General features: G+C 44.9%; 26 protein-coding genes. 8 read left to right on the top strand and 18 right to left on the bottom strand.

Annotated elements, in window-relative coordinates; genetic code table 11:
* From mtbB to cobD, 10 genes are all read right to left on the bottom strand, one after another.
* Positions 1-586, bottom strand: a 586-nt coding sequence (gene mtbB, locus EO95_RS12870) for a [dimethylamine--corrinoid protein] Co-methyltransferase (RefSeq protein WP_048135207.1), incomplete at its 3' end; no start/stop codon positions are given.
* A 6-nt stretch (positions 587-592) separates the two neighbouring features.
* Positions 593-1,243, bottom strand: a complete 651-nt coding sequence (mtbC, locus tag EO95_RS12875; protein ID WP_048135208.1) for a dimethylamine corrinoid protein MtbC — start codon at positions 1,241-1,243, stop codon at positions 593-595.
* Between the two features lie 743 nt (positions 1,244-1,986).
* Complete coding sequence (locus tag EO95_RS12880) at positions 1,987-2,352, bottom strand: hypothetical protein (RefSeq protein ID WP_048135210.1); 366 nt, start codon at positions 2,350-2,352, stop codon at positions 1,987-1,989.
* A gap of 115 nt (positions 2,353-2,467) precedes the next feature.
* Positions 2,468-3,430 (bottom strand): SufD family Fe-S cluster assembly protein, encoded by a 963-nt coding sequence (locus EO95_RS12885; protein WP_048135212.1) that lies wholly within the window; start codon positions 3,428-3,430, stop codon positions 2,468-2,470.
* Positions 3,431-3,433: 3 nt separating this feature from the next.
* On the bottom strand, positions 3,434-4,141 hold the full coding sequence (locus EO95_RS12890; RefSeq protein ID WP_048135214.1) for an ABC transporter ATP-binding protein: 708 nt from the start codon (positions 4,139-4,141) through the stop codon (positions 3,434-3,436).
* Positions 4,142-4,207: 66 nt separating this feature from the next.
* Positions 4,208-4,819 (bottom strand): NTP transferase domain-containing protein, encoded by a 612-nt coding sequence (locus EO95_RS12895; protein WP_048135215.1) that lies wholly within the window; start codon positions 4,817-4,819, stop codon positions 4,208-4,210.
* Positions 4,804-5,640 (bottom strand): adenosylcobinamide-GDP ribazoletransferase, encoded by an 837-nt coding sequence (gene cobS / locus EO95_RS12900; protein ID WP_048135216.1) that lies wholly within the window; start codon positions 5,638-5,640, stop codon positions 4,804-4,806. The genes EO95_RS12895 and cobS overlap by 16 nt, the downstream gene beginning before the upstream one ends.
* Positions 5,641-5,657: 17 nt before the next feature.
* Entirely contained in the window at positions 5,658-6,200 is a 543-nt protein-coding gene (gene cobZ / locus EO95_RS12905) for an alpha-ribazole phosphatase CobZ (protein WP_048135221.1), read from the bottom strand.
* A gap of 344 nt (positions 6,201-6,544) precedes the next feature.
* Positions 6,545-7,531, bottom strand: a complete 987-nt coding sequence (locus EO95_RS12910) for a cobalamin biosynthesis protein (RefSeq protein ID WP_048135227.1) — start codon at positions 7,529-7,531, stop codon at positions 6,545-6,547.
* Entirely contained in the window at positions 7,528-9,018 is a 1,491-nt protein-coding gene (gene cobD, locus EO95_RS12915; protein WP_048135229.1) for a threonine-phosphate decarboxylase CobD, read from the bottom strand. Before cobD ends, EO95_RS12910 begins: the two co-directional genes overlap by 4 nt.
* Positions 9,019-9,605: 587 nt before the next feature.
* On the opposite strand from cobD, the gene hisS reads away from it, so the two are divergent.
* On the top strand, positions 9,606-10,847 hold the full coding sequence (gene hisS, locus EO95_RS12920) for a histidine--tRNA ligase (protein WP_048135231.1): 1,242 nt from the start codon (positions 9,606-9,608) through the stop codon (positions 10,845-10,847).
* A gap of 30 nt (positions 10,848-10,877) precedes the next feature.
* Here the strand turns inward: hisS and EO95_RS17695 are convergent, their stop codons facing one another.
* Complete coding sequence (locus EO95_RS17695; protein WP_156164058.1) at positions 10,878-11,015, bottom strand: hypothetical protein; 138 nt, start codon at positions 11,013-11,015, stop codon at positions 10,878-10,880.
* Positions 11,016-11,337: 322 nt separating this feature from the next.
* Between EO95_RS17695 and EO95_RS18305 the strand changes: the two genes are divergently transcribed.
* The 5 genes from EO95_RS18305 to EO95_RS12945 all read left to right on the top strand — a co-directional run bounded on the left by EO95_RS18305 (position 11,338) and on the right by EO95_RS12945 (position 15,063).
* The gene (locus tag EO95_RS18305) at positions 11,338-11,703 is read left to right on the top strand and encodes a hypothetical protein (RefSeq protein ID WP_235283011.1); all 366 of its coding nucleotides are present in this window, start codon (positions 11,338-11,340) and stop codon (positions 11,701-11,703) included.
* A 17-nt stretch (positions 11,704-11,720) separates the two neighbouring features.
* Positions 11,721-12,374, top strand: a complete 654-nt coding sequence (locus EO95_RS12930) for a hypothetical protein (protein ID WP_235283012.1) — start codon at positions 11,721-11,723, stop codon at positions 12,372-12,374.
* Positions 12,349-12,933, top strand: a complete 585-nt coding sequence (locus tag EO95_RS12935; RefSeq protein ID WP_235283013.1) for a hypothetical protein — start codon at positions 12,349-12,351, stop codon at positions 12,931-12,933. Before EO95_RS12930 ends, EO95_RS12935 begins: the two co-directional genes overlap by 26 nt.
* An 88-nt stretch (positions 12,934-13,021) precedes the next feature.
* A complete protein-coding gene (locus EO95_RS12940; RefSeq protein WP_235283014.1) occupies positions 13,022-14,293 on the top strand; it encodes a hypothetical protein in 1,272 nt (423 codons plus the stop codon).
* A 311-nt stretch (positions 14,294-14,604) separates the two neighbouring features.
* Positions 14,605-15,063 (top strand): 30S ribosomal protein S15, encoded by a 459-nt coding sequence (locus EO95_RS12945; RefSeq protein WP_048135234.1) that lies wholly within the window; start codon positions 14,605-14,607, stop codon positions 15,061-15,063.
* Positions 15,064-15,244: 181 nt separating this feature from the next.
* Here the strand turns inward: EO95_RS12945 and EO95_RS12950 are convergent, their stop codons facing one another.
* The 6 genes from EO95_RS12950 to nadC form a co-directional block, all read right to left on the bottom strand.
* Complete coding sequence (locus EO95_RS12950; RefSeq protein WP_048135238.1) at positions 15,245-16,039, bottom strand: ABC transporter ATP-binding protein; 795 nt, start codon at positions 16,037-16,039, stop codon at positions 15,245-15,247.
* A complete protein-coding gene (locus EO95_RS12955; protein WP_048135239.1) occupies positions 16,036-17,109 on the bottom strand; it encodes an iron ABC transporter permease in 1,074 nt (357 codons plus the stop codon). Before EO95_RS12955 ends, EO95_RS12950 begins: the two co-directional genes overlap by 4 nt.
* 18 nt (positions 17,110-17,127) lie before the next feature.
* A complete protein-coding gene (locus EO95_RS12960) occupies positions 17,128-18,342 on the bottom strand; it encodes an iron ABC transporter substrate-binding protein (protein WP_048135241.1) in 1,215 nt (404 codons plus the stop codon).
* Between the two features lie 443 nt (positions 18,343-18,785).
* Positions 18,786-19,901, bottom strand: a complete 1,116-nt coding sequence (locus EO95_RS12970; protein ID WP_048135244.1) for a cell division protein FtsZ — start codon at positions 19,899-19,901, stop codon at positions 18,786-18,788.
* Positions 19,902-20,060: 159 nt separating this feature from the next.
* A complete protein-coding gene (locus EO95_RS12975) occupies positions 20,061-21,329 on the bottom strand; it encodes a BatD family protein (RefSeq protein ID WP_156164059.1) in 1,269 nt (422 codons plus the stop codon).
* A 707-nt stretch (positions 21,330-22,036) separates the two neighbouring features.
* Positions 22,037-22,870 carry a carboxylating nicotinate-nucleotide diphosphorylase gene (nadC, locus tag EO95_RS12980; RefSeq protein ID WP_048135248.1) on the bottom strand — a complete coding sequence of 278 codons (834 nt, stop codon included), beginning with the start codon at positions 22,868-22,870 and terminating at the stop codon, positions 22,037-22,039.
* 452 nt (positions 22,871-23,322) lie between these two features.
* Here nadC and EO95_RS12985 point away from each other — a divergent pair, with 452 nt between their 5' ends.
* A complete protein-coding gene (locus EO95_RS12985) occupies positions 23,323-24,138 on the top strand; it encodes an aspartate dehydrogenase (protein WP_082106048.1) in 816 nt (271 codons plus the stop codon).
* A 341-nt stretch (positions 24,139-24,479) separates the two neighbouring features.
* Entirely contained in the window at positions 24,480-25,394 is a 915-nt protein-coding gene (nadA, locus tag EO95_RS12990) for a quinolinate synthase NadA (protein ID WP_048135251.1), read from the top strand.
* A gap of 150 nt (positions 25,395-25,544) precedes the next feature.
* Here nadA and EO95_RS12995 read toward each other — a convergent pair.
* Positions 25,545-26,459 (bottom strand): PGF-pre-PGF domain-containing protein (locus EO95_RS12995; protein ID WP_156164060.1); only part of this gene is annotated, 915 nt, incomplete at its 5' end.

Genomic DNA, 26,459 nt, shown 5'->3' on the forward strand with positions numbered 1-26,459 from the left:
CCCATACGGTGTCCCTGGAAAGGTGCTCTGCGGCGTGTTCCATAGAGTCCCAGGCTTCCTGGATCTTGAAAGCCTTCATGAGGTCTCCCGGGTTCTCGAAGGGTCCGTCAGGAGTGTAGTACAGCCCCATGTTCGGCATTGCCCCGTAGAAGAGAGGGATGACCATGTTCTGCTGGCAGACTTCCATTGCCTGACACTCATTTGAAACCACAGGTTTTACAGGTTTGTAGCTGTAGTCGATGTGACCGAGTTCCATGGTGTCGGCACCAAAGGCTCTCTCGTGCATCATGCAGCCGACAAGACGGCTGGAAGGAATACCAACACCACTGTTGCCCTGGTCCCCGTCAAGCCTGAGGGTACCGATATCGTGGGTTACAGGAACTTCCATGCCCTGCTCAACACTGACTGCCTTTCCAGGCATCATCAGAATTTCTGCAAGCTTTTCAAGTTCACCATCACTGAGGACAGAAATCTCACCGAGGTCAGCGGCGTTAGCCGTACCTGCCTCAATCTCCTCAACAATCTTTTCTTTGGTAAGGAAGATCCTCTTTCCGTCTCCCATCCTCAGAGCGTATTCTGTTGCCATTTATTCTCACTTCCCAAGGAGCAGTTCCTTTGCCTTTGCCACGGCTTCGCTGGCATTTTCTGCGTAGCAGTCTGCCCCTATCTTATCGGCCCAGGCCTGGGTTGCAGGGGCTCCTCCGACCATGACCTTTACCCTCTCCCTCATACCTTCTTCCTTGAGGAGTTCGATAACCCCTTTCTGTCCAGGAAGAGTTGTGGTCATCAGGGCCGAAAGTCCGATCATATCCGCATTGACCTCCTTTGCCTTTTCGATAAAGTTCTTGATCGGGACATCCCTGCCGATGTCATGAACTTCAAATCCTGCGGACTGGAGCATGGTAGAGACTATAGACTTGCCTATGTCGTGCACATCTCCCTCTACGGTCCCGTTAACAATGACTCCCATTGTCTTTTTTTGGGCTCCCACAGGCATTTCAGATTCAAGGAGTTTGACCCCTGCAGTCATCGCGTCTGCAGCCATCATCACGTGGGGTAAGAAAAGTTTGCCTCTCTCAAAGAGGACCCCTACCTGGTTCATTCCGGCCGCAAGCCCCTTTTCAATGATCTCGGCCGGTTCCATCACTCCTTTTGCCTTTTCTACGGCTGCAATCACCCTGTCCTTCTTGCAGGAAATAATCGCATCCGAAAGTTCCTGAAGTAATTCTTCTTTGCTTGCCATTTTAAAACCCTCTTTTTCCACATTTATTTTGTAAGAACAGTGGGTTCTTCGTGCCGGAAGAATCCCAGTCTATACATTTAAAAAGAAAAACCATCTCTTCCAGAAAGCGAGTTTCATTTTCCCGCTTTTCCTGAGGGATCGAGATCTACTTTTGCATCAGTTTCTGTCTGTTGCTGGTACCTGCTTTAACCCCCAGGTTTCTACATCTATAGTTCCCACTATACAGCTGTACTTTTGGCCCCCTCCTCCGGATTACTCTTCCTGTCTGTTAAATATGGTAGTGCCGGTAGTTTGTCTTCCCGAACCTCACCTCTATTCTGTTATCCTTCCAGGCGTTCTCACGGAAAGCTACTGAAAAATCCCGTTTTTCCGGGCTATACCCCCTATTTAATATCGTTTGAATCTATATATTTATATCTTGTTAAAATTATTAAATAGTTATTATTTTTAATGTTTAAGTAGAACCCCGGATTTCTTCGATTTGGTGTAAATATACGCCGGGGCTCAGGAACACTGAGGATAAAAACGTGATAGGATGTGATTTTTTTCTGCTGGTTCTCAACGGCAAAAGAAACTCTTTACCCGAGAGCAAAAAGGCTGAAGAAAATCGAAAGTTTAAGTCAAAAGTCCGGGCTTCTGTAAAAAACAGGAGTTTTGGAAAACTCATTACTGCTTCAAGTTCCTGAATGTAGAAGGAGAGGGAAAAGGGTAAACGGGAAAGAACTCTTTTAAGGCCAGAGCCCTCAGTCTTCTTCAAGGCTCGTATTATCCCCTACTGAAAGCATAAGCTCCCCGTAGAGTAATTTCTCAAGGGTTTCAGCTACGTATCTTCTCTGCTGGTATCTCTGGATGTCTTCATGCATCCTTATATCAGAATCTACCTGGACTCTGAGCAGAGCAAAATGAAAAGCTTTTTCATTCTTTATCTGTGCAGTATAAAAGGTTTCCAGCAGGTAAGGAAGTTTTCTGGGGTCTTCGATTACTTCACTTAAAAGCAACATTTCTTCGGGAATATCCACCGTATGCGAACTTATGTCCTTTTTTCCCGTAATTAACTGCAGGTTTCTTTCCGAATACTTTTTTTCAAGAATGATTAATTCACCATTCATACTTTCCACCTACTTCAGTGTTGAGATCTCTAAATTTTCCAGTAAATTGTTCTAGATTGGCTGAACCCCGTATAAAGGATGCCGGATTCAGGCAAAGAAGGGATGAAGGCAGATTTTAAGCCAGCATTCCCTTTACTATAATGTCTATTGCCTCGTCTTCTTCAAGACCGCGGGCCATGAGGGTTTCTACTTCCTTTTTGTCCACGCAGCCGATTGCAGCTTCATGAGTAACCTTGGCAAGGGGGTTGTCGACCCGGACAATTGGCACGGCTTCAGCCTTTGCATTGCCCTGGATGACCTCCATGCAGTCCACGTGTCCGCGGGCTCTCGGGGCGCGGCCTTCGGTGATTCCCCTGAATTCCGATATGGCATTATCAGTTATGGCAAGCCGGCTTTTGATAACACTGCGGGCGTTTTCCCCGTTCAGGGAGATTTTCTCGAGGATCTTTATCATATCATCTGCTTTTCCGTAGACCTTGGTGACCATCTCGCAGATCGAGTCTTTTTCGGCATCCACACTGTAATCGAATTCCAGATACCCTACCCTTCCGGAGAGAAGGGAAAAGTTCGTGTAGTAACTGCCTCCTTCCTCGATCTTTATATGGGCTTTCGGGATCACCTGAATTCCTCCGTGGGAGCCGTGGAAATGGGTCTCGGTGTATTTCAGGGACGCATTCTTTCCGATAAGCATCTCAGCATCCATTTTGTGGATAACCTTTTCAGCGTTCGGGAAGGTGCAGTGGGCTATAAGTTCCACAGCCGAGTCTTCTTCGGCTACGAAGTCCATATTGATTTCCTGAAGCCCATCTTTAGGGACCACACCGAAACAGAGGTGGACAGGCAGGGGGATTTTATATCCTTTTTTGATGGTCAGTTTAATGTCCACGCCGTGTTCGGTTTCTTTTTTCTCAAGCACTACGCCTTCGGTAGCATTTGCACTTAGCACCTTGTTCCCGCTTATCACAAGACTTGAGATTCCATGATCATGCAGGACTGCAGTATCTCCTCCGGCTGCGGTATAAGCTGCCGTTATGCCTTCTGCTTCTCTGGAAAGCGCATTCAATGTAATCTGAGTCATTTTTCAGACCACCTTTGGGGGTGATACCCGGCTGTCACAGGGTATGCATCTGTTTTTAAAAAATTCGCTGATTTCCAGGGGATCCCCGCTCCTGAGGATTGACCCTTCGCACATAAGGGATGCTTTGTCCGAGGCAGCTGCAATTTCTTCCCGGTGCGTGATTACAAGGACTGAAGAGCCGTTTTCTTTGAGCGCCCGGATCAGGGAGACGATTTCTTTTAAGGAAACCACGTCAATTCCGGAGTCAGGTTCATCAAGAATTGCAAGTTTCGGCTTCATGGTAATGATAGAGGCAAGCTCGATTCGCTTTCTTTCGCCCCCGCTCAATGCCTCGCCTACTTCTCTGTCAAGGTATTTTTCAGGTTTCAGGTCGACTTTCCTGAGGGCTTCCTTTATCTCGTCTTCTGTAATGCCTCCATTGCCTTTTGCCCCAATTGCAAGATAATCCCTGACCTTTAGCCCCTCAAAGCGAGCGGGTTCCTGCCAGGCAAGGGTTATGCCTTTTTTTGCACGCTCGGTTATCGAAAGTACTGCAACATCTTCCCCATCAAAAATGATGCTGCCTTCTTCATGTTCATAACCCTGGAGCCCCATCAGGGTGTAGGCAAGTGTACTTTTCCCTGCACCGTTTGCGCCGATAATGCTGTGGATTTCACAGTCTCCCACTTCAAGGTTGACCCCACGCAGAATTTTTTTTCCATCACGGCTCAATATCAGGTTTTTTAAGGATAAAATATATGACACCTCTAGCAAATTTTTGTTTGAGCACTGCAACATTTAGTTTGAGCACTGCAGCAAATCCTTGCAGCGCTGCAGGTCTTTAACGGTATTTACGTTTAGTGCTAGTTTGGGATTATCAAGTATCAGATTAAAGTCTTCCTGTTCGGTTCGGATTTGAGAACTGTCAAGGATATTTACTCCAGCGGGCACGATAAGTTTTCCATCCTTGTTAAATACAGTATCCGGCCTGGTTCCTGCTCCCTTGCATACATTGATAGGGACATATACGGAAAGTGCAGGCTTTCCTTCTTCCCTGTATTTCCGGATTACCGAATCAATAAGCTCGGAGTCTATAAGGGGCAGGTCGGACATGATAATCATTACAGGACCTGTCGTTCCTGCAGTTTCCACTGCATGAATCATGTCCCCTACATAGTTTCCTCCAAAAGTCCTGATTACCTGAACCTCGCCTTTGTAGCGTTCCTGAATCATGATTTCGGTCTTCGGGGTAACAGGCGAGACCGCTACGAAAACTCTGTCGATATTTTTTGTTGATCTAAGTGTATCTATCACATAGGTAATGAGTGGCTTTCCGAGCAATTCAACACAGGGCTTTTCCCCCATTCCAAGCCTCTGCCCGAACCCTCCTGCCATTACAATAGCGTCCATTCCAGACCTCCGGTGTTTAATGAAAGTTTGAGGATAACCGCAATAATAATCAGGGCAGTTATTCTTCCAATTTCGTTAGCAGTACCTATTCCGTCGCCGTTTAAGCCCCCAAAGTGGGCATAACTCCTGTTAAGGAGTACAAGAGCCGAGGCACATGCTGCAAGGTAGGGAAGCAGCCCTATCAATCCAAATGGCAGGGAACATACAACTGCTCCAAAGATAAATCCTATGAGGAAATTTTTATGGGTTGCCCCGTTTATGGTCATGGCTCCAAGACCCGGGTAAGCCTGGTCTTTCGGGGGAGGAATCGGTTTCCCAAAAGCGGCAATGGTTAACATGGACTGCTTGGCACTGACCTCTGCAATAAACATGGATGCAAACATAAGCAGCGGAAGGTTAGAACCAAAAGCTGTAAAGCCTTCTTCCTGGACAGACCTTATGGAACCGTACAGGGCAAGCAGTACAAGCATGCCGAACGCCACTCCTCCTGTCCCGAGAGTCGTATCTTTTAAGGCTTTGATTTTTTTCTCAAGGGACCCATGGGCCATAAAGCCGTCTCCCATGTCAGTGACCCCGTCGAGGTGGTTAAAGCCTGTAATGTAATATATGACTCCCATGATAAGGGCTGCAAGGAACGGGCCCGGAAATATCAACTGCCCTATGTATGCAAATGCCCCTATGAGAAGTCCGATTACGGCTCCCACGATAGGGTAGAAGTAGATCTTTTTCATGAGTTCATCGATCCCTTCCATACTGATTCCTACAGGGATCGTGGACAGGAAGCCAAAACCCGACTTAAATGCCAGTAAATATGAATTCATTATGTATCGCCTGTTTTTTAGTCATTTCTTTCAAACTCTGCCATACCTCTTGAATACATATTGGAAGACACGCCTCCGATAAGGCCCCCTATGACGTCGTCCATGAAAGGCCCCAGATTTGCAAGGATTCCGGGCTTTAGTTTGTCATACCTGACAAACTCGAATGTCCCTTTAGAGCCGCTGATATAGTTTGCGATGCTGTTGCCCAGCACTTCGTCAGCGATTATAAAACTAAGGTCTTTTTCATAAGAACTTTTGCTAAGGTTCGGAAGGTTTCCGGCTCTGCCTTCCCTCTCCAGCAGAACCCCGGAATAAATAAGAAGGCAGAGATTCGGGTCCGACAGAGCGAATTTGAGTTCCCTTTTAAACAGAGCTTCGGCTTTTTCCCTTGTCTCAAGTCCGGGGTGAGGGACATACATTTCGAGAGCCGTGTCCGCAAGGTCCTGGATACTTATGCCTTCTTCGGCCAGGACATCGAGGATATCGACGGTAGCTTTTCCCTCTATTTTTTCAGGCTGCCCTTTTTTCAGGTCCCTTTCCTCAATATCGGATAACTTCATACTGATCACTCCGGGGTTGTCAAAACGGTTAGTTTCTGCTTGATAATAGTATTAAAACGGTCGAGCTTGAAATGATGGAGCTTAAAACGAGAAATTGGTTTTAAGCTTTTTACCGGTTAATGTAATGGATTTATAATGGATTTAACTGCTTCCGGCATCACCTGCCGAGCATATTCCGATTTCTCAGGGTCCCAGCTTCCGCGCATCCGGATTATGAAATTGGCGGGGGTCCTGTAAATTAATGGTTTCAAAGTAAGGGTTTCAAAGTAAGGGTTTCAAAGTAAGGGTTTCAAAGTAAGGGTTTCAAAGTAAGGGTTTCAAAGTAATGGGTGTACATCTACAGATCACAGATACAGGTAAATTCCCGTTATCTGGATTACTGCCACAAAAGCAACAAGTGAAAACCCTGAAGCAATTGCTATTAATTGGGAGACCCGTTTTATATCTTTTACTTCGGTAGGCGGGTATGAGGCTCCCAGCACATAAGTGTCGGGTTTTTCAAGTTTAACCCCCAGAGCCCCGGCAGTAGCAGCCATCGGATAGCCGGAATTGGGGGACGGAGTCTTCATCCCGTCTTCGAGAGCAGCCTTTATGCTGTCGAGCGGATTGATTTTTCGTCCGTTTTTAGGGAATAAGGATATTGAAAAGGCTGCAGCAAGGATAAAGATAACTGAAATACGTGCAGGAATCCAATTCAACACATCATCTGACTTCGCTGAGAAGTATCCCAGTTCCCTGTAAGGCTCGGTTTTATACCCTACCATCGAATCAAGAGTGCTTATGGCTTTAAAGGCATAGGCAGCCACAAGCCCGAGTTCTCCGAAAAGTGCGTAATAAAAAATCGGGCTCAGGACACCGTCCACGTAATTTTCGGAGACGGATTCAATAACCGCAGAAGACATCTGAGTTTTTGTCAGTTTGGAGGTGTTCCGGCTGACGTAGATAGGGAGCAGTTCCCGGACTTTTTCCAGCTGGTTTTCTTCAAGGTGTTTGTAAATCTTTCTGGCAGGGCTCAGCAGGCAGTTGATTGCAAAGGTGGCTTTCAGGAAGTAGGCTTCGATTAAGAGTGCTAAAATGTACGGAATTCCCGGAAGGGCTGCAATGTAGAGAACGGAATAACCCAGTAAAGACGCGAAGAAAACACAGCAAAGAGCCATTGCCACACCATAGAGTTTCCTGTGGGTTTTTGGGGCTGCGTTTTTCAAAAAACTGATTAATTTTCCGATCCAGACAACGGGGTGAATAGCAGCAGGAGGCTCTCCGAAAACTATGTCTATAACTGCAGCAAGCAGAAGTACCAGAGCAAGGTGCCCGCTGTCCGGGATAATCATAAGATAGGCTCCATTACTTTTTTCCAGGCCACTTTTACAAGTTCGTCCGTATCCCCTTCCTGCATAAGGCAGTCAAGGACCTTCTGGGCTATTTCTTTCTTATGGACAAGGTGGCAGTCAACGCAACTCCAGACTCTGCCGCCTCTTGAGCTCTTGATCCATTTTCCACCGGTTTTCTCGTTTTCACAGGGGTAAAATGGGCAGAAGCAGAAGGTGCAGTTCTGGCCTTCAAAGTGGCAGGGGTAATACTCGCAGGTCTTCCTGCCTCCTATGCCTTCTTCACTGGCTTTTTCGATTACTTGCTGCAGTTCGTTCTTTGCCTGTTCTCTGCCCCACTCGGTGATAACTTCTCCGATTGCAGCAATGAGCCTGTCGTTTTCTTCTCCAGTCCTGACGGCAACTCTTATGTAATCTTTTCCCAGGCCGTGAAATGAGACACAGTCCCTAATAAGGACCCCGCGAGCTGCAAGGCGTGCACTCAGTTCACCTGAGTCAAGCATGAATTTGCTAATGTTGACAAAGATAAAATTAACATTTACTTCCCCGACTTCAAAGCCTCTTATCCTGTCAAGTTTGGCTTTGAGCTTTTCCCCTTCTTCAAGGATCATTGCCCTTGCTTTTTTCAGGTATGGGCTGTCAATCCCGCCTTCTATGTTGAGAAGCGCGATTCCGGTAGTGTTTGCAATAGCTCCGAGGTTCCAGGACAACCTTGCTGTGTTCAGGATCTCAGCCATATCCGGAGAAGCTATCCCGAAGCCCATCCTGATCCCGGGGATCGCAAAGTCCTTTGTAAGAGAGCGCATGACAAAAACATAGTCGTTGTCTGCAGGAAGGTCTGCAACGCTCTGTGAATAATCGGATAGCTCAATGAAGGCTTCGTCTACGTAAAGAAGAGTTTTATGCTCCCTGCAGCGTTCTGCAAGAGCTTTGAGTTCTTCCCTGCTGCGGAGTTTGCCAGTAGGGTTGTTCGGGTTACAGATAAAAAGGATTTTTGCCTTATCCAGCATCTCATCCGATAGTGTATCCACCTCGTCCTGTGCAGGATATACCGGCTCTGCTCCTACGATCCGGCACTGCATTTCGTATTCTCCGAAAGTGGGCCATGGTAAAAGGACCTTGTCTCCTTTTTCTACCACAGATTCAACTACAAGCCTGACAATTTCCGTTGAACCGTTACCAGGAATAATACTCTGCGGTGTAACACCCAGTCCTACAAATCTAGCAGCAGCTTCCCTGAACTCCAGATACCTGTTGTCGGGGTATTCCAGGAGTTTTCCGAGGCTCTCTTCAATGATATCCCCAAAGTTTAATCCGCTTTCGGGGTAGTCAAATGGGCTTCCCAGTGGGTTAAAGTTTGCACTGAAGTCGAGAATTTCACCTTCGGGGATCCCGTATGTCTCCGAAGTTTCCTGGATTAACCCTCCATGTCTGCAGGGTTTCAGGGCCAGCAGATGCTCCCTTAAAGGTACACTTCTTTGCTCTGACACGTCGATCGCAAATATTTAGCGTGAATCATGTATATTAAGTTGTTTATTATATTAGCCGGTTCAAACTTGCCTTTATTTGCTTTGTTGTTGTTTGATTGCGAAAACTCTGCTTTCTGGAATCCATTATACTTTATTTTACATAAAAAATATATTACAAGTGTTTTGGACTCTTATTATATCTGCTTTTCTAACTGATTTCTATTTGTATATTCTATTTGTATATTTTTTGACTTTTAGAGGGGGATATAGAAAAAGTAAAATAGCTTGTTTTTGACTACTCCATCCAGAAAAGCTGAAGAGGAACAGAGCAGCTTCCGTATAACCGCAGAATATATTATAAAACTGCAGATTATGATATTGTAAAACCGCAGATTACAGTAGAATGTAAGGATAATGCTTCCTATAGGAATCCATTTAATCCAGGAAACTAACCTGACCCTTTCTTTCATAGATTAAGAATAGATATAGACTATTTGCAAGAGCTTTATATGCTGCTTATGAAATGTATATGAGTTATTTATCCGAACAAGCGGTTATGTCTTCAGCATAAATTCTCTAAATTCGATATATACCAGGTGCATTAAAAAATGACAGTTAACAGGCCAAGAGGGACCCGGGACTTTTTACCCGCAGATACTGCCCGGAGAAGGTACGTGGAAAGCGTTATGCGAAATGTTGTCCGTAACTGGGGCTACAGTGAGATCATTACGCCCACGTTTGAACATCTGGACCTTTTTACCCTTAAGTCCGGAGAAGGTATTATAGGGGAACTCTATAACTTCACGGACAAAGGAGGCAGGGAGATGACCCTCAGACCGGAACTTACGGCTCCTGTCATGCGGATGTATGTAAACGAACTTCAGTCTCTCCCCAAGCCGTTGAAGTTATTCTACTTTGAAAATTGTTTCCGCTACGAGCGCCCCCAGAAAGGCCGTTTCAGGGAATTCTGGCAGTTCGGGGTTGAACTCATAGGAAGCGGAAAATCCGACTCGGACGCCGAGGTTATTGCCCTTGCCGATGCAATGTTAAAAGCTGTGGGCATTCAGGGCGACATGAAGATCGGAAACCTTGCAGTGATCCGTACGCTTTTAAAAGGGCTTGAACCCGAGATCGTAAGTAAGGTCATGAGGCTTGTGGACAAGAAAGAGTATGCAGGCCTTGAAGCCCTGCTTGAGGAAATAGGAGCAGAAGAGCAGTTGAAGTCCGACATCTTCCGCCTGATAAATCTCGAAGGCAGGTACACCCTCCCTCAGGCAAAAGAAATAGTCGGGAACATACCTGAGCTTGTAAGCTTTGAAAAGACCCTTAAACTTCTTGATGCATACGGCGTCAATTACTCGCTTGATTTCGGGATTGCCCGCGGGCTTGACTACTACACGGGCATGGTCTTTGAGGTTTATGCCGAAGGCCTTGGCGCCCAGAAACAGGTCTGCGGGGGAGGCTCTTACCAGCTTATAAAGCTTTTCGGAGGCGGAGATGTGCCTTCTACAGGCTTCGGGATAGGTTTTGACAGGATAATGGAGATCTGTCCGCTCGAAACCCCGGAACCCAGAAAACTGGTGCTGGTCTCAAAACCCGAGACTCATCTGGAAGCTGCAAAACTTGCAACTACCCTGAGGAATTACCTGCCTGTCCATATAGACCTCATGGAGCGTAATTTCAAAGCCCAGCTCACCTATGCAAATACCATCAATGCCGACTACGTGATCATAGTCGGGGAAAAAGAACTCGAGGCAGGAAAACTGACTTTCAGGGATATGGTATCCGGAGAACAGGAGTTTTTGACACTGGAAGAAATAATAGGAAAGATTACAGGGCAGCCGGACTGAAAGTATTCCTTTTGTCCTATTTCTGCTTCTTTATTTCCTTTCCTTTCCTTTCCTTTCCTTCCCTTTCTTTTTTTTATTTATTTCCTTCTTTTTATTTATTTTCTTTTTTTTATTTATTTTCTTTTTTTTATTTATTTCCTTTTTTTCATTTATTTCCTTTTTTATCACTTAGATTCTCTATCCCACTTATTATTAATTTTGAGGATATTATTTAGACAATATATTTATTGCCCTGTTTTTCAATCCAAAAAAAAGATAAACTTTTTATAGACCAACTGCTTAAATTTTATTACTTTTAATTCCCAAAGTTATCCGGAATCTGGGCGTGGGGGGTAAATTTACGTCTAATAAGGCTCAAGTTTCAGCCTGTCAAATTATAACTGATGAATCTGCTGTATGCGGGCTTCCTTTCAGGTTTACAGTTACAGGCATTCTCTTTGCTGTACTTCTACTTATTTCGTCAGTCTATATTTCTGGTTTTTTGGAGGAAGTGAGGGAACGGGAAACCCTGGATGAAGCTTCAAAACTAACAGCTGCTGCCGAACAGCTCTCCATACGCGGAGAAGGGAGTGAAATTGCCTTTGAGATAAGGATACCACACGGAGCATCTGTAGACTTCGGGACTCTGCCTGATCGGGAGGGGGACTGGCCCGAGGATGCGGATAATTATTGTATCACTGTTGGAGGGAAGTCAACCTTTTATCCCGCAGTTGCTTCCTTTTCGAATCAGGAGATTAACGGACCCTTTTCACTTGGGCCGGGCAGGCACAGAGTACTCCTTTCAACAAAGATCGAGCCTGAATCCGGAAGGCTTTTCGTACTGATCTCTGAAACCGGAGCTGATGAAAAAACATGAGGTCAGGAGAAATCTGTATGGCAAAGGATTTTTCAGAGAATGATTCGGCATGGGCTGACTTATTAATCTCAAAAGCGGCACTTATTCTTGCCAGCGTAATCCTCTTTGCAGCCCTTTTTCAACTGGCTGCCGGATTTAAAGACCTCGAGGCACAGGAACAGCTCGATTTCCTTGCAAGGGATTTCAAAACCGAAGTAGATGAAGTAGAAATAAGGAGTATTCAGGAAGATTTTCCGAGTAAATTTCCTAGGGGCTCTCAGGAAACTTTTGACTCTCAGGGGACTTACTATTATCGTTTTAATGAGAAAGAGGTTTTTCGGGCTTTACCATTCAGGGAAGATGTAAAGGTTCTTGTTTCGGGAGAATACGTCTGTCTGGAAGCCGAATACAATGAAAGGAGTTTCAGGGCTGTAAGACCTTTTGCTTGCAGGGTTCTGCCTTTCAACGAATCCGTACTTCAGGAAAAACTTCGCACAAGGTTTGGGACCGACGGCAGTGAAATGTCTCCTCTTACAGCTGATTATAAAGAAATTTTGACTTTTTTACAGAATATGGGGACTCAGGAGATAATCTTAGACCCTGAAGAAAGTATCTCTGTAAAAAAAGAGCACATTTATATAAATGACAGTGAGGGGGGTTTTGCTTTTGGTTGTATCCTTGTTTATCAGTGATCTTTGCAGAGTTGCCGATAAACCGGTTGTCAAAAAGTCAGTAAAAACAACGTACACGTCAATATTAAGGGATGAAAGGGGAGTCCTTGAACCCCATTCCGATCTTCTTGCCACTGCTCTTGCTGTCATAGGTTTCGTGGTCTTTGCTGCCCTTCTTTCCAGGGCATACATGGGATATGAGGACAGCTCTTTTGCTCTTGAGAACTATGAAAGCGCTTCCCTCCTTGCAGGAACGCTGGCCGAAGCACCTGCCTTTAGAGCCGAAAGTCCTGGCATGCTTTCTGCATCAGCCCTTGATAAGCTGTCAGGTCCCGATGGACAGGATGCGAGAATGAAATTTTTTGCAGCCTTTTCCGGAAACTATCCGTTTCTGGTCGAAATTCGGACCGGAGATGGGCGCTGGCAGTGGCTCATCGATCCTGAAATTGTCGAACCTGGGCATTTTATTGGAAAACATGAAAAAGTTGCGGCTTCAGTGCCGGTTGTAATCGAGTTGAATCCTGCAGAATCGGTCCCTGGGACCCTTACTGTGGTGCTGTATAAAACTCCGTGGATGTGAAACAGGAGCAAGCCAGTAAACATAAAAAGCAGGAATTGACTGCCCCTTGACAGGAAATCGGATTCAGGACAGAAAGAGGTGAAATAAGATGAAACCTGTGAGAGCTTCTCAAAATTCCGGAGAGCCACAAAAAGTAAAAAATACAAATGTAAAGGGTGAAACTGTTAAGGAATCTTCTGTTTATATGAGGGAGTCTTCAGGTTATTCTACAGTTTTTGATGCCCTATTTTTGCTTGTGTTAATTTCACTTTCCGGGATCCTTCTTATGCCCTCCCTGCAGGCTGATGAACAGTATATTGCAGCCGGATATGTGACTTCTTCAGAACTGGACGCTTATCTGCTCGAATCCTTTCTTTCCTGTAAACTTGAGGACTTCGAGTACGAAATCTCCCCTCTTTCGGCACTTAACATATCAGTCCCCGAAAACTCGATTGTGGAAAGTCCTGCTCACACCCTTTTCGGAAAAGAACAAAAACACAGGACTTTCGCTGACCTGACAGCCGAATACCTGGCCATATCCCTTACTCTATCAAACAACGGCTCAGCCATTTTGCTCAACCCCCTGGCTGAGGACTATTCAGATAAGGCTTCTGAAACTATAGCTGCTTATCTGGACAGAAAGGTTGCAGGGAGGTTTTCTTATCGCTTTGAAGCTTACTGGTATCCCGTGGGAGCTTTTCCGATGGGAAGTGAACTTATAGTCGGAGAAGAACCTCCTGCAGATGCTATAAGACAGAGTACAAAACTATCCATGCCTCTTTATGCAAGTGCACCTTCTAAAGATGCCCTTCTTGCCTGTGTGAATGATACTATGCTTGAAACTTCACTTAACGCTTCTGACGAAGAGGCTTCAACAGCACTTTTCCAGGCTTTTAATGCTTCTCTTGATGCCGCAGCTCTTGAAGGGGCGGAGACAGCTGTTGAGCTGCTTTTCCCGGCGGAATATTCAGGATCGGTTTTCGGAGAAGAAGCAGATGAGTCTTTTGAAACCCTGCTTTACGGGGTTTCTGAAAATGCGGGTGAAGAACATTCCCCCTCAACAGAAGACGAATTTAATGCCTATCTCTCGGAACTGCTTGAAACAGGGTTTGCACTCGATTCCGAAACCTATCCCGAAAATGTATCTACTGCAGAACTCTCTCTGCTTGAAGACCTGCTGGCGGACCATATCAGAAAAGAGATAAGGGCAGAACTTGAAGCTGAATTTTCAGGTGAGATTAACGAGACTGTTTATGCCATACTCGAGGCTGAAGATCTCTCGGAGGCTCGGGCTCTAAGGGATACAGGGATAGAATCAATTCACAGGCAGATCAATCCCGGCGGGGCAAGAATAATCCTTTACCTCTGGAAACCGTTTTAATGGGAATGAAAGCCTTTTTCAGTAAATCTTTTCGCCGGAAGAGGCTCTGATCCTATTTTTATGCTTTTAACTTTTTTCGTTCTTTTTCCCGACACAAAGTATATATTATATGGTGCATTCTCTAGTGATGTTTTTACCGAAACACTTACGCTTTTGCAGGAGTTCCTGAAAAAAGCCACGCAGCAGTTTGCTGTGGCGGATTAAAAATCTCCCGATCGATGTGTTGGTCCGTTATAGTCGGTAAAGATATAACCTCAGCCCGAAGAGCTTTTCTTTCGGGTATCGATCAATTAATATCAGGAGAATCAGATATGGCAAAAATGCATACCAAAAGAAAAGGAAAGTCAGCATCCACCAGGCCTAACAGAACCGAAGCCCCTGAGTGGTGCAAGATTGGAGCAGACGAAGTCACTTCGATTACACTGGATCTCTGGAAACAGGGTGTATCCACATCCGAAATCGGGATGATTTTAAGAGACCGCTATGGAGTCCCTGACGCCAAGCTTGTCACAGGTAAGAAGATCACAACAATTCTCAAGGAAAACAACGTTTATTCTAACATTCCCGAAGATCTTACCAACCTCATCGTGAAGGCTCTGAAACTGAGGAAGCACCTTACAATTAACAAGAAAGACGTACACAACAAGCGTTCCCTCAACCTGACTGAGTCCAAGATCAGAAGGCTTGTTAAGTACTACAAACAGGAAAAGGTACTTCCGAGAGATTGGTTCTACAAGCCTGAAACCGCAGAAATGATGATTACCAGATAAACCTGAAAATTCCCACTCAAGGGATTTTTCCACATAAGGATTGAGTTTGCCTTTCCGGCAAACCCCCTTATACTCTTTTTAAAACGTAAAATCCTTCCTGTGCCTCTGATATGAGGTGTCAGAAAGTGCGACCCAGTGTTTTTTTGCCCGCAGTTGTGCCGCTTTTTTCATTACGGTATCATTATTTGCTTGCAACGTAGCTTATTTTGCAGTCCCATGCAGGGCTCCCCGGAACTACACACCGCATACCTGAAATCTCCCCGATAACGACTGGCAGGCCATATACCTCTTCGATTACCTGAGGGGTAATTACTTCCACTCCTCCATAGGCGTGAACTTTCCCTCCCTTCAGGAGAATGAACCGGTCTGCATATCTGAAAGCCTGATTGAGGTCATGCATCGTCATCACAGCCGCAATCTTATGCTTAAGGACTATCTGCCTGATAATGGCCAGGATCTCCACCTGGTTCCTCAGATCGAGACTGCTTGTAGGTTCATCAAGGAGAAGGACTTTTGGCTCCTGAACAAGGGAACGTGCTATTGCTACCTTCTGGAGTTCGCCTCCGCTCATCTCATCGATATAGGACAGGCGCAGGTTTTCCATCGAGAGTAACTTGAAGACCGAATCAACGATCTTGAGATCCTTTTCCGTAATATCCCATTTAATATGGGGCCGCCTACCTAGCAGGACTGCATCAAAAGCCGTCAGCCTCCCTGTTTCCACACGCTGCGGGACATACCCGATAAGGCGTGCAATTTCCATTGTCCCGAGGTCGGAAAGGTTTTCCCCGTCTATATGGACTGCTCCCCCTCTCGGGTTGAGGATCCTGTTCAGGCATTTTAACAGGGTAGTCTTGCCAACTCCGTTGGGACCCAGGATTGCGACAACTTCGCCTTCATCGATTGAAAAGGCAATCTCATGAAGGATTTTACGGTTACGATATAAAAACTGGAGTTCATCTACAGAAAGAATCATCGTTTATACCCCCTGATGAGCAGGTAAATGAAAGTTGGTGCCCCCATGAAAGCAGTCAGAATGGAGACCGGAAGCACATATGGGGACACTATAAGCCTGGCTGCGGTGTCCGATACCAGAAGGAGGATTGCCCCAAGAAGAGTTGAGCCGGGTATAAGGTATCTCTGGTCATCCCCTATAATCCGCCTTACCATGTGCGGACAGATCAGCCCCACGAACCCTATGACGCCAAGGAACGAAACGATAACAGCCGAGACAAGTGCAGCAATAATCATGCCTATAAGCCTGACTTTTTCCACGTTGACACCGAGGCTTTTTGCGGTCTCATCCCCTGCATCGATTGCATTGTAGTTCCAGCGGTTGGCAATGAAGAATATGACCGCGAACAGGACAACCCCTGTCATAATCCCCAGTTCCGGCCAGTTTTTCACTCTTCCGACATCGCCAAAGGTCCAGAAGACAACTGCTGCAAGCTGGGTATCGTCAGCAAAGTACTGCAGGAACATCGTCCCTGCGGTAAAGAGGGAAGACAGTGAAACACCTGCAAGCACCATTACCTCGGGTGAAGACCCGCGGATCCGGGAGATGAGCAGGATTACCCCTGTGGCAAGAAGGCAAAAGATGAAAGCTACCATTGTGGTCAGGTAAGGATTGTTGAGGATGACGGCATTTGCAACGCTCGATTGCATCCTCCCTGTCCCGAGCACAATTACTGAGAAGGCAGCCCCGAAAGCTCCGGCGTTTGAGATGCCGAGAGTAAACGGAGACCCGAGAGGGTTACGCAGGATAGACTGCATTACCACCCCAGCAACTGAGAGCCCGGCTCCTGCTACTATCGCAGCCAGGGCTTGAGGGAGACGGATGTTCCAGATTATCGAATCCCATCTATCAGAGATGTTCTCCCCCATCAGGGTTTGTAATACACCATAGGGGGGGATCGTTACCTCTCCTACGGAAATCGAGTATATAAGCATAAAAAAAAGGAGCAGGAGCCCCCCCATTATCCAGAAGTACTTCCTTCGCACGTATACGAGGTAATCTTCGGGCACTGCTCCGTCGGCAAAATGCACTTATTTATACCCTCCATCTTACTTTAGAATCTGATTGAAACCCGTATCATTGTACTGTCCGTTCAGGTCAGAGAACACAGGTTTGCCCAGGAAGAAGGTATAGATCTCGTCGGCTTTGGCTTCAGGGTCGACATCCTCAAACCGGTCCGGATAGAGCACTTTTCCTACGAAATAAGCGTTTGCAAGCACTGACTCATAGTTGGTGCTGTAGAAGTTGTAGGGTATCACTCCGTAAACATTGCCATTCTTCACGGCTGAAAGCCCTTTGAGTGACGGATCGGTCTTGAGTTCTCCGACGGCTCCTTCATTGCCCAGCTGGAGGGTGCCAATGTCGATAAAGATATACTCAGGGTCCCAGTTTACCAGGGCTTCTTTAGCAATATCCGCATGGTCTGCGCCCATTCCGGCTGCAACGTTATTTGCATTTACCCAGAGGAATGGCGGATAAGCCGGTTCTGTGGAAATTATCCCGTGAGCTCCTGCACTGCTCACCCCTCCGACATAAACAGTCTTTCGTTCGGATTCCGGAATGTCTGCAGTCCTGTTTTCAAGGTCTTCCATCGTAGCTTCGATATAAGCGATTACCTCTTCTGCTCTTTCCTGTTTGCCCACTACCTCACCCATTATCCGGAGTGAACTATACATTTCAGCTTTCTGCTCCTCGTTCTTCAAAGACCCGTAAGGGAATGAGATTACCGAGATTCCGGTTTTTTCCTGGAGACTGTCGGCTTCAGCGGCATTTGTTGCCGAAGGTTGGCCAGTTGTGCCGGTTTTCAGGACAACCTGAGGGTTGATATTAATGATCTTTTCCGGGTCATCCTTGCCCCTGAACTCGCCGATCAGGGGATAGTCCTTAAGCTGCGGATTTGCAAGGGCATAAGGACGGCCTTCTACCGCTGACTCCTTCTTTTCCAGGCTGTCAACTCCGACTACGAAGTCCTGAGCCTGCAGGTATACAAGGTAGCGCAGGGATCCTGCCCCTGAGCAGACGACCTCTTCGACATTTTCAGGTATGGTTACATTTCTGCCGAACCCATCTGTGATTGTGATTCCTGCGGATTCTGTTAACTCCTCGGAATTTGTAGTGATCCCGGCAGACTCTGCTGGAGCCGCATCTTCTCCGTCCTCAACAGGAGTGGATTTGCTCGTACATCCTGAGGTTACGACCAGGGCAGCTATGAGCACTCCAATGAAAATAATTTTAGTTATTTTAATACTGGGGGATATATTCATGTTACGTTCCTCTAATTTACTAGAGAAAGCGTATTACATAAAGTTAACTAATTTATTCGATTAATTCTTATAATACCAATAATTTTTCAAATATTGGTATGATTTATTGTGAGATTTAATTTGGTTGAGGATAATATAGATAGTGAGTACAGGGGTGTTATGAATCCGCTGCTACTTTCATTATTGTGCTGGGGGTACCTGTGAACAGTGACTTTTTTGACAGATTTCGCGTTGTCCTGCAAATGGTACATTTATTTTACACAGAAGACGGGAAAAAGGTCAGAAGAAGATGAGAAAAAGATAAGAAGAAAACGGGAAAAAGGTCAGAAGAAGACGGGAAAAAGGTCAGAAGAAGACGGGAAAAAGGTCAGAAGAAGACGGGAAAAAGGTCAGAAGAAGAAGAAGAAGATGAGAAAAAGGTCAGAAGAAGAAGGACCTGAATTTCAGTATTCAGGTTCCAGCCCTTCAATCTGGGAAAAGGCTTTTTCCATTTCTACTCCTTCTTCCACGCGCTGCTTTTTTGCCTTTTCATAGTGGATTGCCTGGACTGCCACATTATAGAGTTTTTCCAGCTCATGGGCTGACTCCAGGGTCAGAAGTGAAAGAATCTGCGGATACTCTCCGTTGCATACGACTATCCCCTTGAAGACATGCCCTACGGCTCCGGAAAGTTTTTCGATTTCAGTTGAGATGTCGTCTATGCTCAGGTATTTGCGGTCGCCTTTGATTATGATCATTGCCCTGCTTGCTTCTTCATAAACATTGGTTGAAAATAAAAGGCCTGAAGGAGAGAGTGAATTCTGGATTGCGGTTTTAACAGGCATTTCCTTATCAGCCCTGAAAAAGCCGATTGTTGCAAGCCCTGCACCCCCGTTCATTACGGTTTTGAAATCCCCGAGGTCCGTTACCATCATCATCTCACTATCAAGAGCATCGAGAAGGAAGAGAAGGCGTTCTGCAATCATGTCATTGATGCCGTTATAGGCATCCTGGATACTTCCCCCTATATTTTTCAGGTACTGGTTATCAGCAAGGATAATCCCGTCTGCTCCGCTTTGGCGGATGTCCCGGATAGAAAAAGCTGCATTTTGAAGATAAAGGGTTCCTTCTTCCCTGAAAGGGAGGACAACGACACAATAAATAGGATAATCATAGCGTTTTTTCATCTCTTTTACGAGAAGAGGGGTAAAAGAAGAGCCTGTGCCGCCTGAAGCTGAGGTAAGTACAAAGGCGATATCAAAATTGCCCCTTTCCTCAATCTGCCGCATAATCTGTTCTTTACTTTCTTCAAAGACCTGCTTTCCTACATTCCGGTTTGCACCGACTCCGTGCAGGTGAGGTATATGGACTCTATCTTTTGCTTTTGTAAATTTCATCTCTTTTAAGTCATTAACGGCAGTGTTGAAGGCAAGGGTTTCAACATGGCTTTTAAATTTCTGCTTTGAATAAAACTTTGCAAGCTTGTTGCAGCTTTTTCCCCCTCCCATTGCATGTCGGTTAATGGAATCAAGAATCCTGTTTCCACATTGCCCGTTTCCTATTACCAGTATATTAAGCAAAAAATTCCTCCATTTTAAAGGTGAATTAACATTTTTCCTGTATGGAATCGATCAAGGACATTACATCTTATTTATATTATTAATCAAGTTGGCATAGTAGTGATTAAGTTGGTATAGTGGTGATTAAGTTTTATATATTATTGATAAAGTGTTACTCTTTTAATACCTGTATTCCCTGTGCCGTCTGTAGACCTGAAATCCAATGACTGCAAGGATGATTGCTGAAATTATGATGTATAAGGGGTTTTTAATCAGAAAATCGAACTTACCTTCTTTTACATTGATACGGGAAGTTGCAAACTCCTCGTTTTGCTTAATGTTCTGGGCATCTACACCATTACTGTATTCATAAGAAAGCTCTGAATTTATACTGTAAGTTCCCACTTCTTTTGCTTTTAAAGTATACCTGAACTCTTTGTCGTTATTGGGCTGCAGAGTTTCAAGGTATATTCTGGGATTTCCGCCTATGGTTTCAATCCCCTCGTCTCCGCCCACGTATTCCATACCGTCCGGAACCATAATGTCGAGGCGGACAGCCTGTGCAGGGGCACTTCCGGTATTCTTCAAGATTACGGTTGAGGTGATTTTTTCGTTCCTTCCTACAGATAAGAGATCCACATTCATTATGGAATCAACATTCGCAATCTGCTTATTTCCTTCACTTACAGTAATGGATGGTGTGTTAGAAGAAGACTGGTAAGTCTGACCGGCACTGTTCGTATAAGTAGCAGTCACAGCTCTGAGGTCGAAGGTTCCTGCCTCGGTTGCTTTTAGGTTATAAATATAAACAAGGGTTTCAGGGACTGATTGCCCATAATCAATTTTAGGGATGCTGGTCGAAACTTCGTAAGTGGTTTCTTTCAGGATAAAATGTTCCTGCTTAGGGTCCGTAAACAGCACCTTGTTTGCAACATCGTTTCCGGTAGTTCTTGCAGTCACAGTAACAGTTATGACATCTCCTACCTCTATTTCGGATTTATCTACGCTCTTGACTATTACAAGCTTCGGATCCCCTGCGAAGGTTGTTCCAGAGTGCCCGCTTTCAATAACCTCACTTACATAAAGGTCTCCTATGTTGTAGTTTGATATACTTATCTCAACTGTAGCCCTGGGTAATACGCCTCCACCATGCACGGACTTCAGGCGCATCTGGACTTCCCCATCATCCTCGAAATCAAACTCAAAACTCTCGTTTATATCCAGCAGGCCATTTGCGATTTCCTTATCTCTTTCGTACACGTAATATGAGGCTGTGCTAGCTTCAGGGAAGACATCGGTAATTTCGATTATGTAATTATTAAGCTGATATACCTCCCCTTCCTCAATATCACCGTCATACACTGTGGTTCTTGCCGATGCTGTGCTGCCAAGCGTCAGCAGGATGAGAAACGCAAACAAAACAGTTCTATGGGTCCCTTTCAGTTTCACTTCTGCTACCTCAAATTCCTTATAAAAAAAGATTATTTATGGCAGGTCATTCTCCTTTAAATTATTTTTAGATGAATATTATTGAATTAGCTGTTTATAATGCATTATTAATTTGTATAAGTTCATAACAGGCACCAACCGCTGTAGGATTAATTACATAAATAAATTTTTTACAAATACCCGGATTGAAAACTTGTAATACATCTTAGATTTGTTATTATATTTAAGTGCAAAATATACGGTTGAATACGTGAGATTCCACATAATCCTCAAGAATAAATTCTGAAACAAGTGGAATATTAGAAGCTGGATTTAACATTAATTTTCATCCGGGTTTTCGAGTTGTTTTTGTTTCATAAGTTTATATTTTTATATTATTATCTTTGTAATCTTTATTCATTACTTCCTTTTTATCTTTTCGGTGTTTTTCAAAGTTTCGGCCGAAAAATGAAACATATCATAAAATAGAATTGTAATCATTGGTGTAAAAAGAATTAAAAGTTAAAAGTCTTCAACAGGAAAATCTATTAAATAAAAAAGAGAAAGATTAATGTGTTAACTTATAGGCAAGTATCAAAATTTATTCATTAATCTCAAACAAAGATACCAACCACCGAAGGCACAGAAACCACGGAATACCGGGCACTTCCGTGGTTATAACGCATCTGGGGAGTTAACTGTAAGCATTTACATCCGAAACTATAGTTTCAGTTCTCGGAGTTGACTATTTCCAGGCTAACATCTATCCATCTTGATTTGTGGATAAGGGAGCCCATTGATATTACATCAACTCCTGTTTTTGCATAACCTTCAAGGTTTGCGGGGGAAATTCCTCCTGAGGCTTCCACAAGGACTGATTTCCTGAGTCCTTTTTCTTCAAGTACGGAGAGAGTCTCTTTGACCGCCTCAGGCTGCATATTATCAAGCATGATAATGTCAGCTCCCAGTTCTGCAGCAAAGACCGCGTCTTCTGCAGACTCTACCTCAACCTCAATTTTCCGCGTAAAGCTTGTTTTTTGCGCTGCTTTGATTGCGGCTTCTATTCCCATGAGTTTGATGTGGTTATCTTTAATCATAACCGCATCCGAGAGGTTAAACCTGTGAGTGTCTCCGCCACCTGCAGCGACAGCGAGCTTTTCGAATTTCCTTATTCCGGGGGTAGTTTTCCTTGTACACGCAAGCCTTGTGCTTTCGGAGTGCTTTCTTACGACATCCACACAGTTCCTGGTCAGGGTTGCAATCCCGCTAAGGTGCCCGAGGAAATTAAGGCTAAGGCGCTCTGCCCTGAGAATGGATACCGCTCCTCCCCTGAGCCTGAAAATTATATCGCCCTTGCTGAGACAATCCCCATCTTTAAGACCTGTTTCTGCCTGAATTCCAAAATAAAAAAATATTGATGCTGCCTCATTGAGTCCGGCAACCGTACAATCCTCTTTTGTGAAAATGATGGCTTCTGCAGGCCTGTCCGGAACAATAGTGCACGAAACATCATCGTACCCCAGATCTTCTTCTATGAAGCTTTCTACTTCTCTGATAAGCATGATTTTTACCCCGATACTTAATGCTGCCCGGATTTATAAGAGGCGCGGGCATTTTCCTTTAGTATCTCTTTATTCCGTTTTTACTTTATTGTTTGTAATTTGGGTTCTCCAAAGTAAGGTGCTGAGAACAGGCAAAGAACATGAGAACAGGTGAAGAACAGGTGAAGAACAGGTGAAGAACAGGAAAAAGAACATGAGAACAGGTAAATAATAGGCAAAGAACGGGTAGAAATGTGCAGAAGAGTTTTGAGACGAAAACAAAAGCCGGACAACAGAAGATTTTAAGTGAGAGAACGGAATACAGTAATCCCGTTCCCGGATTTCCGTTATTCTGGACAGATAAAGAAAATTATAATGCAAGCAATTATAACGAATTGAAAAATACCAGCTAAAACAACTTAAGTTACTGGCTAAAGCAATTAAAATCTACTGATTATTCTCAGGAGCCTGAAATACTGAAAATTGGAGTTATTGGTTGCGGATTCATTGGCGGACAGATTTGCAAGGCTATTGATAACGGAGAGATCAATGCAGAGCTGTCTGCTCTCTGTGACTCTTCGGAGAGCAAGATCCTTGAACTTTCAGCTTCCCTGAAGACATGCAGTCCTGCATATATGGAGATTGAAGAACTCATACGCAGTGTGGATCTTGTTATAGAAAGCGCCTCTCAGAATGCTGTCAAATCCATTGTACCACAGGCCCTTAAGGCCGGATGTGATGTGATGGTCCTGAGCGTGGGTGCCCTTGCCGATGAAGAACTGAGGACAACCCTTTTCGAGCTTGCAAAACAGCACAATTGCAAGCTTTATTTCCCCTCGGGTGCGGTTGTCGGCATCGATGGATTAAACTCAGCATCTGCGGCTGGCATTTCCTCGGTCACCCTGACCACCAGGAAACCTCCGTCAGGACTCATGGGAGCTCCTTATGTTGTGGAACACGGCATAAAACTTGAAAAACTTGGAAAAGAAACCGTACTTTTTGAAGGGACGGCCTCCGAAGCCGTAAAAGCCTTTCCTGCAAACGTTAACGTGGCCGCTACGATAAGTCTTGCAGGCATAGGTTTTGAGCAGACCAGGGTAAGAATCATAGCTGACCCCTCCCTTTCCAGAAATGTGCATGAGATCACCGTTGAAGGAGAATTCGGCAAATTTAGCACCAGAGTGGAAAATCTTCCTTCCCCGGAAAATCCGAAAACAAGTTATCTTGCAGCCCTTTCTGCAGTTTCTACCCTCAAAAAGATCCTGAATCCCGTCCAGATCGGGACCTGAATTCTTCCCGGTTGGACCTTGAGGACTGAACCTGAACTGACAGGATTCAGGTGCCTGAACTTAGATTTACGGATTGAAGGCGGGTGGGGTTCACAAACATTAGGTTCACAAACATTATATAGTCCGGAGGAGTTAAGCACGTAAATCCTCCGAAGAAGGTTGCATGTATGCGAAAAAGTGCCTCATGGATAGAATGTTCCTTATTGCACTCCTTTCTACGTTTAACATGCACTTTTGCCAGAATGCCTTTACGTTAAAAATCTAAACGTCTTAATTAAAGGCCTCTTTACACTAAAAAAATTCTATATTCATATTTTTCTCTCAAATATTATGGTGGTCCCATGCATCAAGCAGACCTTATAAAAAGGATCCAGGAATTGAAGCTAAAACGAAACGCAGTAATTCTTTCTCACTATTACTCCCGCCCCGAAGTCCAGGACATTGCGGACTTTGTAGGGGATTCCCTTGCCCTGAGCCAGGAAGCTGTCCGCCAGGACGCAGATGTTATTGTGTTTTGCGGCGTTCATTTTATGGGAGAGAGCGCTGCAATCCTTTCTCCGAAAAAGACGGTCCTGTTACCGGAAATCGATGCCACATGCCCGATGGCTGAAATGGTAAATGTGGAAGGCCTTAAAAGACTCAAAGAAAAGCACCCTGAAGCTCTGGTCGTCTCCTATGTAAACAGTTCGGCTGCAATCAAAGCAGAGTCCTATATCTGCTGTACCTCTGCCAACGCTGTAGAAGTGGTAAACTCCCTGGACGCCGAAGAGGTTATCTTTGTGCCTGACAAGAACCTGGCTGCCTACGTTGCGGCCCGGACCGACAAAAAAATAATTCCCTGGGAAGGGCACTGCCCCACACACCACCAGGTCCTGAGGGAAGATGTCCTGAAAATGAAGGAAAAACATCCCCTGGCTAAATTCATCGCTCATCCCGAGTGCCGCCCTGATGTCCTGGAACTTGCAGACTATGTGGCAAGCACGCGAGGAATGATCATGTACGCGAAAAACTCTCCTGCACAGGAATTTATAATCGGCACGGAGTGCGGGCTTATTCATGGGCTCCTTAAGGCAGCTCCGGAAAAAACATATTACTGTATCTCTGAATTTGCCTGCTGTCCCAGCATGAAAATGGTCAATCTTGAAAAAGTCCTGGCTTCCCTTGAAAAGATGCAGCACGTAGTGACTGTTCCCGAGGACGTGCGGATAAGGGCGAAAGAAGCCCTTGACAGAATGCTTGCGGTAAAAATAAAATAAGCTGAATGTTTTATCCGTTTGCTACGGCCCGCTTATGCAAGGAAAGTTTTGATTTATCGCGGATTATTTCTTCGCGGGAATTTATGGGAAAAAATAATGAGGAGTAGGAGAGAAACAAAATCTCACCTACTTTCATGCTAAAGAAACCTTTTAGATCTTTTTCTTCAACACGCCGTATCCTACAATAAGCGCAAATAGGGGCAGAGCAATTACCATAAATATTTTAGCTGTCTCCATAGGCTTTTTGTCTGGACCGTTTTGTCCTGCACTTCCGTTCAGAAGTGACTTTCCTTCACTTTCCAGGTTTCTCAGAGTTTTTTGTAATTTTCCTTCCTGATATTCTGTTATCGCAAAGGAGGAATATCCAGAAGTTTTTGCCTTAAAATAAACGTAATCTTTATCTTCGCCAACTTTTACCGTGGAAAGCGGTTTCCAGCCTTTGTTATACCATTGAAGGGTTATAAGGGATTCATTGACATTATTAGCTTCAATCCAGTCTTTTTCAACTTTGAATCCGATTAATCCATTTTTAAGGGAAGTAGGAAGTCCTTCTCCACTATTTCCTACCCAGATATTCACATGTTTATAGATTCTGCCAGAAGGAAGTTTTGGGACAAGTGTGGATTTGCCTTTAAGTACTTCTGCAATTGCTGTTGTCCTTCTGAATGTCCTTTCTGCATCATATTCAATATATGTTATGCAGGTAACGTTTTCCGGGAATTCATATTTAATATGATACCCACTCATCACGTTTCTAGTAGCAAGCTCCTTGATTTGGATATTGCTGGCCGGCTCTGCGGAAACACCACTTCCTATGCTGCTGGAACCGGAACTAGAACTGGATTTGGAACCGGAACTCCCACTGTCGGCATTATCTGTTGGTGTTGGATCTGCGGGTACTGGATCAGGGGTATCAGTTGGTACCGGATCGGGGGTATCGGTTGGTACCGGATCGGGAGTATCAGTTGGTACCGGATCAGGGGTATCGGTTGGTACCGGATCGGGAGTATCGGTTGGTACCGGATCGGGAGTATCAGTTGGTACCGGATCAGGGGTATCGGTTGG

The organism is Methanosarcina sp. 1.H.T.1A.1 (assembly GCF_000979295.1).
Classification (GTDB): Archaea; Halobacteriota; Methanosarcinia; order Methanosarcinales; family Methanosarcinaceae; genus Methanosarcina.